Annotated in this window: 16 protein-coding genes and 1 riboswitch; of the genes, 7 read left to right on the plus strand and 9 right to left on the minus strand. The window is 70.0% G+C overall.

All coding sequences use genetic code 11. The features are described 5' to 3' along the window. Nucleotides 1-64: 64 nt before the first annotated feature. On the plus strand, nucleotides 65-856 hold the full coding sequence (locus tag AB0H36_RS12785; protein WP_360520801.1) for an aldo/keto reductase: 792 nt from the start codon (nucleotides 65-67) through the stop codon (nucleotides 854-856). A gap of 4 nt (nucleotides 857-860) precedes the next feature. Then, a riboswitch (guanidine-III (ykkC-III) riboswitch) is annotated at nucleotides 861-928 on the plus strand. 21 nt (nucleotides 929-949) lie between these two features. Continuing rightward, nucleotides 950-1201, plus strand: a complete 252-nt coding sequence (locus tag AB0H36_RS12790; RefSeq protein WP_360520804.1) for a hypothetical protein — start codon at nucleotides 950-952, stop codon at nucleotides 1199-1201. On the opposite strand, the gene AB0H36_RS12795 is transcribed toward AB0H36_RS12790, so the two are convergent. Beyond that, nucleotides 1198-2061: a hypothetical protein gene (locus AB0H36_RS12795; RefSeq protein WP_360520807.1), complete on the minus strand. Its 864-nt coding sequence runs from the start codon at nucleotides 2059-2061 to the stop codon at nucleotides 1198-1200. The two genes, AB0H36_RS12790 and AB0H36_RS12795, sit on opposite strands and share 4 nt — an antisense overlap. A gap of 264 nt (nucleotides 2062-2325) precedes the next feature. On the opposite strand from AB0H36_RS12795, the gene AB0H36_RS12800 reads away from it, so the two are divergent. Genes AB0H36_RS12800 through AB0H36_RS12810 form a run of 3 tightly spaced genes read left to right on the plus strand, consistent with a single transcriptional unit; the run spans nucleotide 2326 to nucleotide 5305 of the window. Beyond that, entirely contained in the window at nucleotides 2326-3360 is a 1035-nt protein-coding gene (locus AB0H36_RS12800) for a MoxR family ATPase (protein WP_360520810.1), read from the plus strand. A gap of 29 nt (nucleotides 3361-3389) precedes the next feature. Next, nucleotides 3390-4352, plus strand: coding sequence for a DUF58 domain-containing protein (locus AB0H36_RS12805; protein ID WP_360521105.1), 963 nt, complete (start codon nucleotides 3390-3392; stop codon nucleotides 4350-4352). Continuing rightward, nucleotides 4352-5305 carry a VWA domain-containing protein gene (locus AB0H36_RS12810; protein ID WP_360520813.1) on the plus strand — a complete coding sequence of 318 codons (954 nt, stop codon included), beginning with the start codon at nucleotides 4352-4354 and terminating at the stop codon, nucleotides 5303-5305. Before AB0H36_RS12805 ends, AB0H36_RS12810 begins: the two co-directional genes overlap by 1 nt. Before the next feature lie 90 nt (nucleotides 5306-5395). Here the strand turns inward: AB0H36_RS12810 and AB0H36_RS12815 are convergent, their stop codons facing one another. Together AB0H36_RS12815 and AB0H36_RS12820 are read right to left on the minus strand one after the other, a co-directional pair. Beyond that, nucleotides 5396-5869, minus strand: a complete 474-nt coding sequence (locus tag AB0H36_RS12815; protein ID WP_360520816.1) for a hypothetical protein — start codon at nucleotides 5867-5869, stop codon at nucleotides 5396-5398. A gap of 725 nt (nucleotides 5870-6594) precedes the next feature. After that, complete coding sequence (locus AB0H36_RS12820; RefSeq protein ID WP_360520819.1) at nucleotides 6595-7968, minus strand: glycoside hydrolase family 9 protein; 1374 nt, start codon at nucleotides 7966-7968, stop codon at nucleotides 6595-6597. A 42-nt stretch (nucleotides 7969-8010) separates the two neighbouring features. Here AB0H36_RS12820 and AB0H36_RS12825 point away from each other — a divergent pair, with 42 nt between their 5' ends. Both AB0H36_RS12825 and AB0H36_RS12830 read left to right on the plus strand, forming a co-directional pair. Further along, a complete protein-coding gene (locus AB0H36_RS12825) occupies nucleotides 8011-8169 on the plus strand; it encodes a hypothetical protein (protein ID WP_360520822.1) in 159 nt (52 codons plus the stop codon). Between the two features lie 40 nt (nucleotides 8170-8209). Then, nucleotides 8210-9220 (plus strand): LacI family DNA-binding transcriptional regulator, encoded by a 1011-nt coding sequence (locus AB0H36_RS12830; protein WP_360520825.1) that lies wholly within the window; start codon nucleotides 8210-8212, stop codon nucleotides 9218-9220. Between the two features lie 219 nt (nucleotides 9221-9439). On the opposite strand, the gene AB0H36_RS12835 is transcribed toward AB0H36_RS12830, so the two are convergent. The 6 genes from AB0H36_RS12835 to AB0H36_RS12860 all read right to left on the minus strand — a co-directional run bounded on the left by AB0H36_RS12835 (nucleotide 9440) and on the right by AB0H36_RS12860 (nucleotide 15533). Then, the gene (locus AB0H36_RS12835; protein WP_360520828.1) at nucleotides 9440-9937 is read right to left on the minus strand and encodes a DUF3145 domain-containing protein; all 498 of its coding nucleotides are present in this window, start codon (nucleotides 9935-9937) and stop codon (nucleotides 9440-9442) included. 171 nt (nucleotides 9938-10108) lie between these two features. Then, nucleotides 10109-11530 (minus strand): carboxyl transferase domain-containing protein, encoded by a 1422-nt coding sequence (locus AB0H36_RS12840; RefSeq protein ID WP_360520831.1) that lies wholly within the window; start codon nucleotides 11528-11530, stop codon nucleotides 10109-10111. 144 nt (nucleotides 11531-11674) lie between these two features. Next, complete coding sequence (gene fabF, locus AB0H36_RS12845; RefSeq protein WP_360520834.1) at nucleotides 11675-12910, minus strand: beta-ketoacyl-ACP synthase II; 1236 nt, start codon at nucleotides 12908-12910, stop codon at nucleotides 11675-11677. Between the two features lie 105 nt (nucleotides 12911-13015). Then, nucleotides 13016-13264 (minus strand): acyl carrier protein, encoded by a 249-nt coding sequence (locus AB0H36_RS12850; RefSeq protein ID WP_130380551.1) that lies wholly within the window; start codon nucleotides 13262-13264, stop codon nucleotides 13016-13018. Between the two features lie 80 nt (nucleotides 13265-13344). Then, nucleotides 13345-14343 carry a beta-ketoacyl-ACP synthase III gene (locus AB0H36_RS12855; RefSeq protein WP_360520837.1) on the minus strand — a complete coding sequence of 333 codons (999 nt, stop codon included), beginning with the start codon at nucleotides 14341-14343 and terminating at the stop codon, nucleotides 13345-13347. Next, nucleotides 14343-15533 (minus strand): acyltransferase domain-containing protein, encoded by a 1191-nt coding sequence (locus tag AB0H36_RS12860; protein ID WP_360520840.1) that lies wholly within the window; start codon nucleotides 15531-15533, stop codon nucleotides 14343-14345. Before AB0H36_RS12860 ends, AB0H36_RS12855 begins: the two co-directional genes overlap by 1 nt. Between the last annotated feature and the right edge of the window lie 42 nt (nucleotides 15534-15575).

A 15575-nucleotide genomic window follows, 5' to 3' on the forward strand; every position in this document is an offset into this window, starting at 1 on the left:
AGTGGTCGTGGAGGGAGGTGACGGTGCGATGGCTGCTCCCAGTCACGCTCTCACGCCCCTTGCGATGAGCAAGTTCCGGCCACCCCGGTTCGGGCTCGGTGGTTCGCGACTCGGCGAGCCGCTGGGCCCGGACGGGGACGCGAAGGCGGTCGCCACCATCGACGCGGCGTACCAGGCCGGCATCCGGTTCTTCGACACCTCACCGGCGTACGGCGTCGCCGAGCAGCGACTCGGTACGGCGTTGCAGCGACGTCCCCGTGGTCAGTTCCTGGTCTCGACGAAGGTGGTCGGCGACGCCCGGGAGTCGGTGAAGGCGAGCATGGAGCGACTCGGGCTCGCGGTCGACCTGGCGTTCATCCAGGATCTGGCCACGGTCGGGACGACGTACCCGGAGCTGGACGAGTTGCGCCGCGACGGCGTGATCAAGGCGATCGGTGTCGCGTCGGGCGACTGGCGACAGCTCGACGAGATCGTTCGCGACGTCGAGCTGGACGCGGTCCTGCTGGCCGGGCAGTACTCCCTGCTCGACCAGTCCGCGCGGCCGCTGATCGATCGTTGCCTCGCGCGCCGGGTGTCGGTGATCGTGTCCGGCATCCTCACGCCGCAGATCCTGCAGACCGAGCAGTCGAGCGACCCGGCAACGATCCGCGCGCGCCGCATCTCCGCGGTCTGCGAACGGTACGGCGTCTCGCTGCCACAGGCCGCACTCGCCTATCCCACCAGGCATTCCGCCGTCACGTCGGTACTCATCGCGGCGGCCAGCGCGGCCGAGATCCGCGCCGACGCGGCCCTCGTCCGGCGCCCCGTGCCGGCCACCCTGTGGCGCGATCCCGACTTGGTGCGGTTGATATCCTGACCTGGAGGAGCCGCGATCTGCGGCTCCCCGGACGAGTGGCGTCGTACCCGGTCCACGACAAGACGGCGCCCGCCCCCGGGAGGGGGTACTCCGATGCATGCCATTGACATCGTCGAGATCGCCGGTGCGCTGACCATCCTGACCGCCTTCGCGGCTGCCCAGGCCGGATGGTTGCGGCAGCGCACCACGTCGTACCAACTGCTGAACCTGGTCGGCTCCGCCGTCCTCGCGGTGATCGCGGCGGTCGAGTCGTCCTGGGGCTTCCTGCTGCTGGAAGGCACCTGGGCCGTGATCAGCCTGATCGGCCTGCTGAGCCTGACCCGCACCCGGGAGTCGACGAGCTAGAACCTGTCGCCCGGGTCGCCGGTGCCGGGGCTGCCGCTCGTGCTGGGCAGCGTCGTCGGGATGCCGCTGGTCGGGCTCCCCGGCGTCGGGCTGGGACCAGTGGTCGGCGTCGGCCCGGTGGTCGGCGCCGGCGGCGGCGTGGTCGGGGTGACCGTGACCGTCGACGTGTTGGTCGGGGTCGGGATGACCGGCTCCGGCTCGAGCGGCTCGGCGTTCCGGAACAGCAGCCAGGCCAGCAGGACGGCCAGCGCCATCACGACCGCCATCGCGATCAGGGACAGGATGAGCGCCCACCGCGACGCCGCCCGCAACGCGCTCGGCCACGGCAATGGCCAGATCCGGAAAAGGCCCGGACGCCGGCGGCCTTCCCAGTAGTGCAGGAAGTCGGGTCCCCGGAACCGCCCGAGGTGCGGGATCCGGTCCATCAGTACGGCGGACAGCACTTCCTCACCGCGTCGCTCGGCGATCAGCCGCTCGTCCGAGGCCGCGCTGGACCCGTCGGCCACCCGGATCGGCCCGATCGCGACCCACAGCGCCAGGTCGTCGTCGTCACTGTCGTTGTGCGCCAGGACGGCCTCGCCCGGCAGGTCGTCGACCGCGGTGACGAACCGGTCCCGGGCCGCGGCGTCGTCGGCCGAGCCCTCGGTCATCATCGCAACGACCGCGTCCACGCCGGTCTCGTCGCTGGCGGCGTACAGGTAACCGGCTGCGTTCGCGCCGAGCCGCCCGCGCAGCCAGAACGCGCCCACCCGGGGCGGGTCCTCCGGCAGCAGCGGCAGCGCGTCCGGAATCGCCCGGGCAGGTGCCTGCTCCGGCGCATCCGCCGGCCGCACCTCGGTGGGGGATTCGGTCGCAGTCATCACCCCCAATCCCACCACATCCCTGGTAGCACTGTCGCCACACCCGGATTCCGGACGGACGGCCCCGCTGACCGCCGTGCTCACCCGGCGTGACGACAGGCCGCTCGGCGGGTACCGACTTGAGTGGGCGGGGAGGATAGGGATGGACCTGGTGGGCCCAGCGCCCGGGGGACCCGGGGATCTGATGGAATGGCCGGTGTTGTGAGTGCGCCGGGCGACGGCGCGGCGTTGACAAGGTCCGAGGCGGACCCCGGAAGGACAGGCATGACCGAAACCACTGTGCCGGCTGGATCGGTGGCCCAGCAGTCCCGGCTGATCGGCGAGGCGATCAGCGAGGTCAAGCGGGTGATCGTCGGCCAGGAGCACATGGTCGAGACGCTGATGGTCTCACTGCTCGCGAAGGGTCACTGCCTGCTCGAGGGTGTCCCCGGTGTCGCCAAGACGCTCGCGGTGCGGACCTTCGCCTCGGTGGTCGGCGGCACCTTCGCCCGGATCCAGTTCACCCCCGACCTGGTCCCGTCCGACATCGTCGGCACCCGGATCTACCGGCAGACCCGGGAGACGTTCGACATCGAGCTCGGCCCGACGTTCGTGAACTTCGTCCTCGCCGACGAGGTGAACCGGGCCCCGGCCAAGGTGCAGTCGGCGATGCTGGAGCTGATGGCCGAGCGGCAGGTGTCGATCGGCGGCCAGACCTTCCCGATGCCGAAGCCGTTCATCGTGATCGCCACCCAGAACCCGATCGAGTCCGAGGGCGTCTACCCGCTGCCGGAGGCGCAGCGGGACCGGTTCCTGGTCAAGATCGACGTGCCGCACCCGCGCGGGCACGAGGAGTTCGAGATCCTGCGCCGGATGAGCGTGGACCCGCCGGAGCCGCGGCAGGTGCTGAAGCCCGAGACGATCCTGGAGCTGCAGCGGTCGGCCGAGCAGGTCTTCGTGCACAACCTGGTCGCGGAGTACGCGGTCCGCCTGGTGATGGCGACCCGGACGCCGTCCGACTTCCACCTGCCCGACCTGGAGCCGATCATCGAGCTCGGCGTCAGCCCGCGGGCGACCCTCGGCCTGATCTCGGCCGGCCGGGCGCTGGCGCTGATCCACGGCCGCGACTACCTGCTGCCGAGTGACATCCAGACCGTCGCGCTGGACGTGATGGGTCACCGCCTCGGCCTGACCTTCGACGCGGTGGCCGACAACATCGACCCGCGCGCCGTGATCGAGCGGATCCTCGCCACCGTCCCGCCGCCGCAGCCGGTCTGGCGCGACGGCACCGACGGCTCCGGCCGCCCGGAGTTTGTGTAGTGCCCAACCGACCGGACCCGCGGGCTGCGATGACGATCTCGCAGCTCGCTCCCGAGCGCGCACTGCGGCGGCTCGAGCTGACCGTCGTACGGCGCCTTGAAGGGTATCTGCACGGTGAGCACCTGGGGCTGCTGCCCGGTCCCGGCACCGAGCTGGCCGAAGCGCGTGAGTACCAGGTCGGCGACGACGTACGGCGGATGGACTGGGCGGTGACCGCGCGGACGACGGTTCCGCACGTGCGGGACCTGATCGCGGACCGTGAGCTGGAGACGTGGGCCCTGGTCGACCTGTCGGCCTCGATGGACTTCGGTACGTCGCAACTCGAGAAGCGCGAGCTGGCGGTCGCAGCCGTGGCGACGGTCGGGTTCCTCACGCACCGTCTGGGTGACCGCTTCGGCGGGCTGATGTTGCGTGACTCGGCGCTGCGCCGGTGGCCGGCGCGGTCTGGGCGACTGGCCCTGTACGGGCTGCTCCGGGCGCTGCTGGCCGAGCAGGTGAACGGCGACCAGGAGGCGCACCGCAGCGACTTGACAGCGGCGCTGGAGTCGATGGCCCGCACCCAGCGCAAGCGTGGACTCCGGGTGATCGTGTCCGACTTCCTGACGCCGGAGGACAGCGAGATCGACGCCCGGATGGAGCCGTCCTGGGAGCGGGCGATGCGCAAGCTCACCGCGCAGCACCAGGTGCTCGCGGTCGAGATCGTGGACCCGCGCGAGCTGGAGATGCCGAACATCGGCGTCGTACTGGTCGGCGACCCCGAGACCGGTGCGGTGCGCGAAATCGACACCCGGCGGCGCAAGGTCCGCGAGGCGTTCGCGACCGCCGCGCTGGCGCAACGGGAACGAACCAGGACCGCTTTGCGTAGGGTAGGTGCGGGGCACTTGGTTCTCAGGACCGATCGGGACTGGGTCGCCGACACCGTGCGATTCGTGCTCGCCTACCGGCGGGTTGCGCCGCGCCTGCACCAACCGCCGAAGGGAGTGTCTCGCTGATGGAGTTCCTGTCTCCCGGGCGGCTGTGGTTCCTGCTGATCATCCCGGTCGTCGTCGCCGGCTACATCTTCCTGCAGCACCGCCGGGCGCAGTACGCGCTGCGGTTCACCAACATCGCGCTGCTCGACCGGGTCGCGCCGCGGCGTCCGCAGTGGCGCCGGCACCTGGCCGTCGTGCTCGCGCTGCTGGCGGCGCTCTCCTGCATCGTGGCGTTCGCGCAGCCCAAGGACGAGGTGAAGGTGCCGCGCGAGCGGGCCACCATCGTGGTCGCGATCGACGTGTCGCTGTCGATGATGGCCACCGACATCGAGCCGAACCGGCTGGAGGCGGCGAAGAAGTCGGCGAAGAACTTCATCAACCAACTGCCGGGCAAGTTCAACGTGGCCCTGGTCAACTTCGCCGGTACGGCGTCGATCATCGTGCCGCCGACCACCGACCGGGCCACCGTGCTGCGCTCCGTGGACGGGCTGGAGCTGGCCGAGTCGACCGCCACCGGCGAGGGCATCTTCACCTCGCTGCAGGCGCTCACCCAGGTCCCGCCGGACCCGGACCACCCGAACGACCCGGCTCCGGCGCGCGTCGTGCTGCTGTCGGACGGCAAGCGCACGGTCGGGCGGACCGCCCAGGAAGGCGCGCAGGCCGCGAAGGCGAAGAACACGCCGGTCTACACGATCTGCTTCGGCACCGACTCCGGCTTCATCGAGATGGACGGCATCCGGCAGCGGGTGCCACCGGACCGCGCCGAGCTGCGCAGCGTCGCCGAGATCAGCGGCGGCGAGGCGTACACGGCCGAGTCGGCCGGTGAGCTCGAGGACGTCTACAAGGACATCGGCTCCTCGGTCGGGTACGACGAGGTGGACAAGGAAGTCACCGCCCGCTTCGCCGGCATCGCGATGATCTTCACCCTGGCCGCCGCCGGCGCCTGCATCGCGCTGGCCTCCCGCTTCCCGTAGCACTTGACCGGCCACCCACGCTGGGACTGCCTGGGTGGCCGGAGGATGCTCTGCCGGGAAGACCTCTCGAGCGGTCCTCCCGTCGGCGGGTCAGGTGACCGGTACCGTGATGGTGTCGGAGACTGCGCCGTCTTCGAGCAGCGTGAGAGTGGCGTCCCCGAAGGTCACGTCAATGATCGTAGGTGTCCATTGGTCGTTCGGGCAGGTAGGCGTCGGAGGCAACGGGTCCGGACTCTCGCTCTCGAGACTGAACCTGAACTGGCCGTTGCGAGGCGTCGCCAGTGGGCCACTGGATCCGGAAACGTCGACTGCGGTGTCCTGGCCCGGAGCGACATTGCCGCCCGGGTTGGTGCACTCGACGGTGGCGATGCCGGTGGCGTCGACCGTGATTTCGAAGGTGGTGCCGCCGAGGCCGGCGACCTTACCCGAGCACTCGACCGTCAAGCCGGTGTCGGTGCAGGTCGGCGTACCGACGAAGTGTCCGCTCTGGGCGAAGGCTGGTGTTGCCGTCAGCCCGAAGATCGCGAGCACTGCTGCCAGCATGAGTACGACTGATCGCTTCATTTCTTCTCCCAGCGCTGCGCGGCGAGGCGCAGCGCAGATGCTGAAATGGACTAAGCGTTTGGTCTCCACGCGGAGACGTGTCAGGTCAACGTGCTACCACCGTGCGGTGGCGGCCCGCGTGCTCTCGGACGATCTGATACGCGCACGTCCATTCCCCGGAGATGGAACTCCGGTTCCCCCCTGGAACCGGGAGCCGTCCCGGCAGCGCTGCCCAGACCCGGACGTGGACACGACGAACTTCGCGCAAACTGACGGCCCCACCCGGTATCTGCTGCTCCCCCAGAGCTGTCGGCGATGCCGAGAACTCTTGCTCGCAACATACGCTCGGGGGTAGTGGTGTGCAATAACTAGACCGGGTGTTCTCGTAGTGTCAGCAAGTGGCGAACAGATCGTGATGGATCTCCGCCTCGAATAGCCCCAGAAAATCGCGGCGTAACTCGGGTGGTGACATTACCGTCGCGTAAGAGATGTAGCGGTGTGGGCCGAACCGGTTAATCACCGGAAACCGGCAGCTGTGGGTTCGTCCCGCACTGCGGGGATGGGGCGTTTCGCCTGCCAGGCATGGCCTGATGGCGGTCGGTCACCTACTGGTGGCGGCGGGTGTCTCGGGTGTCGGTTGCCGTCACATCGGTGAATTGGAAAGTGTTTTGTGTCCGGTGATTCGTGAAACGGTCGTTGGGTGTGATGATCGCTTTCTCGCCGACTTCTGCGGTGTTTCTTCGAGGTCAACGCGCCGGCCTATTACCGGCGGGTCGGTTCCTGACCCGGGTGTCGGCGTAGGCGGTGAGCCAGGCGAGGGCGGAGTTCCAGTTCAGGGCGACCTCGTTGGTGGAGTAGGAGCCGATCTCGTCGACGTAGCACTTGGCCGGGGCGCAGCCCTGGAGGTTGCGTTGGGCAACGGGATCCTGGAGGCCGGAGTTCGGTCCGCCGGCCAGCGAGCCCGCGTACGGCGACGGGAGCGCCGGGTTCAGCGAGTGCGCCCAGGAGCGGTGGTGCTGGTTGTGGCTCGATCGCTCGCCGTAGCCGGTGACGTACGACGTGCCGACCGGGTTCCGGCCGAGCAGGTAGTCGAGTGACTCCAGGGCCGCCGAGCGGTACGCCGTACGCCCGGTCAGGTCGGCGGCGAGTGCGAGGTCGGCCAGTCCACCGGTCTCCTGCCACGAGAACCCGTCCGCGGCCTCGAGCCCGGTCGTGATGAAACGCTTGTACGACGCCTTGCCGGTCGCGCCGAACAGCTCGGCGGCGGCCCAGGAGAACTCGTCCGCCACCTTGGTGTCCTCGTACGCGCCGCCACCTTCGCCACCGGGTGGGGCGTAGAGCGCGGGGTGCTGGCGGGCGGCGTTCCAGGCCTTCTCGGCCGCGGTCAGGCAGCGCTTGGCCAGTTGGCGATCCCAGCGGGCGTAGATGCGGGCGCACCGGGAGCCGACGGCGGCCAGGTTGAGGGTCGCCGCGGTCGACGGCGGGTACAGGTACCGCTGCTGCGGGTCGGCGGCCGCTTCGTCCAGGACGTCGGGAATCCCGTTGCGAGCCTCGGCAATCCGGAGCGCGGTCGTGCCGGACTGTTCGTACAGGTCCAGCAGTTGCCACGCCGCGAGGGCGCCGTTGACGACGTACTTGCCGTGGTCGCCGGCGTCGTACCAACCGCCGCTCACGTCGAGGCTGTAGTCGCAGGTGCCGGGGAAGCAGGGGACTGACTTGTCGCCCTTGTTCGGTGCGATCCCGATGTGTCCGGCGGCTCGCGAGTACTGCTCACCGACGTACTCGGCCTTGATCTCGATGCCGCTGCGGTTGTTGTAGAAGTACTCGAGCGCGTCCCGGCGGAGTGTCGTGTGGATTCCGTCGCCGATGTCGAACGGCTCGCTTACGTCGTCGCCGACCGCGAGCCGGAAGCCACTGCCCGTGTGGCGGAAGCGGCCGAAGTCGATCAGCTGGACCTCGTCGCCCGAGGCCGCGTCGGCGCCGTACGGCGTGGTCTTGCCGGTGGCAACGATCCGGTCGCCCGCATCGACCAGCCGCCAGTCGAGAGCGATCGTTGCCTTGGTCACGTACGTCGCCCGCTTCGGCCCACTGGTGAGGTAGCCGACCTGGTTGACGCGCACCGGTGAGCCGTAGTCCGGGATCCCACCGGGTGGCACCCGACCGTGCAGTTCTCGCTCAGCCAGCTCGCGACGCAGTACTACACCGACTACACGCTGATGTTCACCGGCACGCTGATCGCGACCGTTCCGCTGCTGGTGGTGTTCGTCCTGTTCGGCCGTCAGCTGATCAGCGGCATCATGGACGGCGCCGTCCGGTCGTGATGATCTACCCTCTACCCACTCAAACGTTAAGGACCAGCCGGTGACCGACCTCTCCAAACGGCAAGTGACGCTCGACGAAGTCGCCGAGCGGGCCGGCGTGTCCCGATCGGCGGCGTCCCGGGTGATCAACAACGCGCCGCACGTCAGCAGGGCCAAGCGCGAGGCCGTCCAGCGGGCCGTCGTGGACCTCGGGTACGTGCCGAACGCCACCGCCCGGGCGCTCGCCACCCAGCAGGTCGGCGCCGTCGTCCTCGCGATCTCGAGCGACAACCCGCAGGTGTTCGCCGACCCGTTCTTCGCCGAGGTGGTGGTCGGGGTCAACTCGGTGCTGGAGGAGACCGAGCTCGAGCTGATGCTGCTGCTGGCGACGTCGACCCGCGGGCAGACCCGGCTCGAGCAGCTGCTGCGGACCCGGCAGGCGGACGGCGTGATGCTGATGTCGATGCATGGCGACGACCCGCTGGCCGCGCTGGCCGACAAAGCCGACGTACCGGTCGTCTTCGGGGGATGCCCGGTCAACTTCGAGCCGCGGTACTACGTGGACGCGGACAACCGGGGTGGTGCGCGACTGGCGACCGAGCACCTGGTCGCGGCCGGGCGGAGGCGGATCGCGACCATCACCGGCCGGATGGACGAGGGCGCGGGCACCGCGCGGTACAAGGGCTACCAAGAGGCGCTCGCGGTCGCCGGTCTGGCGTCACACCGGGTGGTGCACGGCGATTTCAGCGAGGACGGCGGCAGCCGCGCGATGGAGGAGTTGCTGGCCGAGCATCCCGACCTGGACGCGGTCTTCATCGCCTCCGACCAGATGGCGATCGGCGCCCTGCGAGTGCTGAAGGATGCCGGCAAGGCGGTCCCGGGTGATGTAGCGATCGTTGGCTTCAACGACATCACCAGCGCCCGCCACACCGAGCCGCCGCTCACCACGATCCGCCAGCCGATCCAGTCACTGGGCCGCGAGATGGCCCGGATGCTGCTGAATCTGATCTCCGGCGAGCAGCCCACGCCGCTGATCCTGCCGACCCGCTTGATCCCCAGGTCCTCTACCTAGCACGCACGAAGGGCGCGAACCCTGAGGTTCGCGCCCTTCACGTGGTGCGGCCGCTGTTTGCGACAACCGGGGGTGTCCCGACACCCGGTGGCCCAGCGGCCACGGCCCCTCCCACCCTGGTGAGATGTCTGATGCTCAGTCTTGGCGAAAAGTTCGGGGAAGTCCTTACCTTTCACGGCTTTCTTCTGAAGTTCTCAGGTTCCCCTCAGCCAGGAGAGGTCAGACGACCTGGTGCAGCCAGCGCACCGGCGCGCCGTCGCCGGCGTACCGGAACGGCTCGAGCTCGTCGTCCCACGGACGGCCCAGCAAGCGTTCGACCTCCTCGGCGAGATCCGCCTCGCCAGTGGCCGCCTTCAGCATGGCAGCCTTCAGCCGCTCCTCCGGCACCATGATGTCGCCGTGCACCCCGGTGGTCGCGTGGAAGACGCCGAGCGTGGGCGTGAACGAGTACCGCTCGCCCTCGACCCCGTTGCTCGGCTCCTCGGTCACCTCGAACCGGAGCTTCTGCCACCCGCGCAGCGCGGAGGCCAGCTTCGCCGCGGTCCCGGCCTCGGCCTGCCACGACAGCTCGGCGCGATAGGTGCCCTGCGCCGCGGGCTGGGGCGTCCAGTCCAGTTTCACGGGCACGCCAAGTACGCCGCCCGCGGCCCACTCGACATGCGGGCACAACGCTGACGGCACCGTGTGGACGTAAAGAACGCCACGAGTCGTCGCCACCGGGACCTCCTGTGCTCGAGGGGCGCCTTCCCCAGCGTTCTCGAACACCCGCTCGTCGATCCCGGCGGACTACTCGTACATCTTGCACCACGGCCCCCACCAACACCAGTAACCTCGCCGTGTCAACCACATCACTGTCGTGTCGCGAGCCAGATCCGGCCATCGGACACGTCAGAGCGGGATGTTGCCGTGGGAGCCCCGGGTTCCGGTGTCGGCGGTGGCGATCGCGGCGGCCAGGGTGGAGCGGGTCCTGGCGGGGTCGACGACCTCGTCGACGACGCCGATCTCGCGGGCGCGTTCGATGCCACCGGCAATTTTCTCGTGCTCGGCGGCCAGTTCGGCCTCGACCTTGGGGCGGAGCTCGGGGTCGACCTCGGCGAGCTTGCGCCGGTGCAGCACCCGGATCGCCGCGACCGCGCCCATCACCGCGACCTCGGCCCGCGGCCAGGCGAACACCCGGGTCGCCCCGAGCGAGCGCGCGTTCATCGCGATGTAGGCGCCGCCGTACGTCTTTCGGGTGACCAGCGTGACCCGCGGTACGACGCTCTCCGCGAAGGCGTGCAGCAGTTTGGCGCCGCGCCGTACGACGCCGTCCCACTCCTGGCCGACACCGGGCAGGTACCCGGGGACGTCGACCAGCACGACGAGCGGGACCCCGAAGGAGTCGCACATCCGGACGAACCGAGACGCCTTCTCGGCGGACAGGGCGTCGAGGCAACCACCCAGCCGGAGCGGGTTGTTCGCGATCACGCCGACGGTCCGCCCACCGAGCCGGCCGAGCGTGGTGACGATGTTCGGCGCCCACCGCTGGTGCAGTTCGACGGAGGTGTTCTCGTCGAGCACCCCTCCTACCAGCGGATGGACGTCGTACGCACGCTTGGCCGACTCCGGCAGGAAACCGGACAGATCGGTGTCCGGTACGTCGGTCGCGACCGACCCCTGGTTCGCGAGCAGATCCGCGAGCCGGCGCGCCTCGTGCAGCGCGGCCGCCTCGGAGTCGGTGGTGATGTGGACGACCCCGGACCGCCGTCCGTGCGGCTCGGGTCCGCCGAGTCGCAGCATGTCGACGTCCTCACCGGTGACCGAGCGGACCACGTCCGGACCGGTGACGAAGATCCGGCCTTCGGGGCCGAGGATCACGATGTCGGTCAGCGCCGGACCGTACGCCGCGCCACCCGCAGCCGGGCCGAGGACGACGGAGATCTGCGGGATCTTCCCCGAGGCCTGCGTCATCGCGTAGAAGATCTTGCCGACCGCATGCAGGCTCAGCACGCCCTCGGCCAGCCGGGCGCCGCCGGAGTGCCACAGCCCGATGATCGGCAGCCCTTCGCGGCGGGCCACCTCGTAGGCCTTGACCACGACCTCGCAGCCCTCGTCGCCCATCGCGCCACCCATCACGGTGGCGTCGGAGCAGAACGCGATGACCGCCGCGCCCTCGATGGTCCCGCGCGCCGCGAGCATCCCGCACAGGTTGTCCGGCGTGATCAACTCCAGGCTGCCCTCATCGAGCAGCTGAGTCAGCCGGGTGACCGGGTTCCGCGGATCGTCCTCACGCGGGAGCTTCGCAGGTTTGGGTGGGGCAGCGCTGGTCATGGGGCCTCCCGGCCTGGACTGAGGAGCGGAGGGAGCGCAGCGACTGGAGGGACGAGGGAAGGCCGGGAGTTCCAGCCCCATGACCCGCCGCGCCGGAGGCGTGGCATCAATGCAGTCATGCGTCCTCCGGGGATGGGGAAGGAATTACACCGTCTTGAAGGCGATGGCGGCGTTGTGGCCGCCGAAGCCGAAGGAGTTGTTCAGTGCCGCGATATCCCCGTCGGCCAGCTTGCGCTGCTCCGTCGCGACGTCCAACTCGATCTGGTCGTCGAGCTTGTCCACGTTGATGGTCGGCGGCGACACCCGGTGGTGCAGCGCGAGCACGGTCGCGATCGACTCGACCGCGCCGGCCGCGCCGAGCAGGTGCCCGATCATCGACTTCGGCGCGGTGGCGACCGCGTGGTCGGCCTCCTTGCCGAGCGCCTGCCGGATCGCCAGCGACTCCGCGATGTCGCCCTGCGGGGTCGAGGTGGCGTGCGCGTTGATGTGGAAGATGTCGGCCGGGGTCAGGTCGCCCTCGGACAGCGCCCGCTCCATCGCCCGGCGGGCGCCGGAACCGGTCGGGTCGGGCTGCGCGATGTCGTGACCGTCGGCGGAGATGCCGGCGCCGGCCAGCTCGGCGTAGATCTTCGCGCCGCGCGCCTTGGCGTGCTCGTAGGACTCCAGCACCAGGATCCCGGCGCCCTCACCCAGCAGGAAGCCGTCCCGGTCCACGTCCCACGGCCGCGACGCCTTCTCCGGGTCGTCGTTGCGCTTGCTCAGCGCCTGCATCATGCCGAAGGCGGCCAGCGGCAGCGCCATGATCGCGCCTTCGGTGCCACCGGCCAGTACGACGTCCGCACGGCCGAGCCGGATCTGGTCGAGGCCGAGCGCGATCGCCTCGTTGCCGGAGGCACAGGCCGAGACCGGGGTGTGCACACCGGCCTTGGCGCCGAACTCGAGGCTGACGTATGCGGCGGAGGAGTTCGGCATCAGCATCGGGATCGCCAGCGGCGACACCCGGCGCGGGTTGTTCTTCAGCGCGTCGTAGTTCGCCAGGGTGGTGTGCAGGCCGCCGATGCCGGAGGCGCAGGCGACGCCCAGGCGCTCCTTGTCCAGCCCGGAGTCCTCCAGGCCGGCGTCGGCCCAGGCCTCGCGGGCCGCCACGACCGCGAGCTGCGCGTTGCGGTCGAGCCGGCGGGCCTTCACCCGCTCGATCACCTCGGTCGGCTCGACCGCGGCCGGGGCCGCGATCTGGACCGCCAGGTTCTGCACCCACTCGTCGGTCAGCCGCCGCGCGCCGGAGCGTCCGGCCAGCAACCCTTCCCAGGTGCTGGACACGTCGCCACCCAGCGGGGTCGTGGCTCCGAGCCCGGTGATCACGACTCGGGTCTTCGACATGGTTACCTCATCCTTCAGAGTTCGGGGATCCGGTCAGCGAGGGGTGTGTTGCTGGTGCTCGCCGGACCAGGTCCGGCGAGCATTGGCCAGCACAGTGCGGGTTTGTCAGCCGTTCTGGGCGCGCTCGATGAACGCGACCGCGTCGCCGACGGTCTTCAGGTTCTTCACCTCGTCGTCGGGGATCTTCACGTCGAACTTCTCCTCGGCGGCCACCACGACCTCCACCATGGAGAGCGAGTCGACGTCGAGGTCGTCGGTGAAGGACTTGTCCAGCTGGACGTCCTCGACCGGGATGCCGGCGATCTCGTTCACGATCTCGGCGAGGCTGGAACGGATCTCTTCGGTGCTGGCCATCTGTTGGTTTCCCTTTCGGATTCTCTTGCTTGCCACGACCGGGCCGGCCACCTGAGCCGCCCCGGACAACTTTGGGGGTACTACGGGACCCGGATCACCTGGGCGGCGTACACGAGCCCGGCGCCGAACCCGATGATCAGGGCCAGGTCGCCGCTCTTCGCCTCGCCGCTGTCGCGCATCGCGGTGATCGCGAGCGGGATCGATGCGGCCGAGGTGTTGCCCTGCCGCTCGATGTCACGGGCCACCTTGACGTGCTCGGGCAGCTTGAGCGCCCGCCGCATCGCGTCGGTGATCCGCATGTTGGCCTGGTGCGGCACGAACAGGTCGAGGTCATCGGCCTTCACGCCGGCCACGTCCAGCGCCTGCTGCGCGGTCTTCGCCATCTCGAACGACGCCCACCGGAACACCGGGTTGCCGTCCATCCGCAGGTGCGGCCAGTTGTAGCTGCCGGCCGCCTCCTGCCAGGACTCCTTCTGGCTGATGACCTGGTACTGCGTGCCGTCGGAGCCCCACACCACCGGGCCGATACCGGGCTCCTCGGCCGGTCCGACCACCGCGGCGCCGGCGCCGTCGGCGAAGATGAACGCCGTACTGCGGTCGGTCCGGTCGGTGAGGTCGCTGAGCCGCTCGACGCCGATCGCCAGCACGTACTTGGCGCTGCCGCCGCGGACCATGTCGTTGGCCAGCGCGATGCCGTAGCAGAAGCCTGCACAGGCGGCGGAGACGTCGAACGCGGCCGCGGTCGGGGCGCCCACCTCGACGGCGATCCGGGTCGCGATCGCCGGGGTCTGGTACAGGTGCGTGACGGTGGAGACGATGACGCAGCCGATCTGGGCCGGGTCGACCCCGGAGTCCGCCAGCGCGTCCTTGGCGGCGTTCACCGACATCATCAGGACGGTCTCGTCGTCGCTGGCCCAGCGCCGCTCCTTGATCCCGGAACGGGTCTGGATCCACTCGTCACTGGAGTCGATGTGCTCCAGGATCTCCGAGTTCGGCACCACCCGGCGCGGCCGGTACGACCCGATCCCGAGGACCCCGGCGTACGTCGTACCCGTCGCGGGAGTGATCGTGCCACTCATCAGTTGCCTCCGTTGGGGTGCAGGCGGACCAGCGGCTGCCCGGGGGAGACCGGGTCGCCTTCCTCGACCAGCCACTCGACCACGATGCCGCCGTGCGGCGCCTGGACGTCGAGCTCGTCGCGCAGGCTCTGCACCTTCGCGACCACCTCGCCGGCCTCGACCGTGTCACCGGCCTCGCGCGGGGTCTGCCCGGCGCGGGTGAAGGTGCCCTTCATCGGGGCGACCAGCAGCCGCCAGGTCGGCGACGCGTCGATCTCGGACGGGCTGCCGTGCTTGTCGACGAATGCGCGGGCGTCGTCCAGCTGGTCCGGCGTCTTGAGCGCGAAGGTCTCGACGCCCTTGAGGGCGCGCTTCGCGATCCCGGTCAGCGTGCCCGCCGGCGGCAGCTCCAGGATGCCGGTCACCTGCAGGTCGGCCATGGTCTGCATGCACAGGTCCCAGCGGACCGGGGAGTTGACCTGGGTGACGAGCCGGTTCAGCGCCTCGCGACCGTCGTGCACGACCTGGCCGTCGCGGTTCGAGATCAGCCGGGTCCGCGGGTCGTGGGTGCTGATCGCGGTCGCGTACTTCGCCAGCGTCTGGACGGCCGGCTCCATGTGCTTGGTGTGGAACGCGCCGGCCACCGACAGCGGGATCAGCCGGGCCTTGGCCGGCGGGTCCTCGGCGAACGCGGCCAGCTCCTCGACGGTGCCGGCGGCGACGATCTGGCCGGGGCCGTTGTCGTTCGCGGCGGTCAGGCCGTGCTCGGCGAGCTTGGCCAGGATCTCGTCCCGGTCGCCACCGAGGACGGCGGTCATCGAGGTGGCGGTCAGCGCCGACGCGGCGGCCATCGCCTTGCCGCGCTCGCGGACCAGCACCATCGCCTGCTCGGCGCTGAGCACGCCGGTGCCCGCGGCGGCTGCGATCTCACCGACGCTGTGCCCGGCGACGGCGCCCACCTTGGTGAACGCGTCGGACGGGTGCGGGAAGACGGCGAGCGCGGCCAGCATGCTGGACGCCACCAGTAGCGGCTGCGCGACCGCGGTGTCCCGGATGGTGTCCGCGTCGGCCTTGGTGCCGTGGTGGGCGAGGTCGAGACCGGCCACGGCGGAGAGCCAGTTCAGCCGGCTCTCGAACGCGGGATCCGCCAGCCACGGCTCGAGGAAACCTGGGGTCTGGGCACCCTGACCGGGCGCGACGATGACGAGCACGTGACAACTCTCCCTGAGCCGGGCCGTCCGTGGGCCGGAATG

This window comes from Kribbella sp. NPDC050820 (assembly GCF_040653975.1).
GTDB lineage: Bacteria > Actinomycetota > Actinomycetes > Propionibacteriales > Kribbellaceae > Kribbella.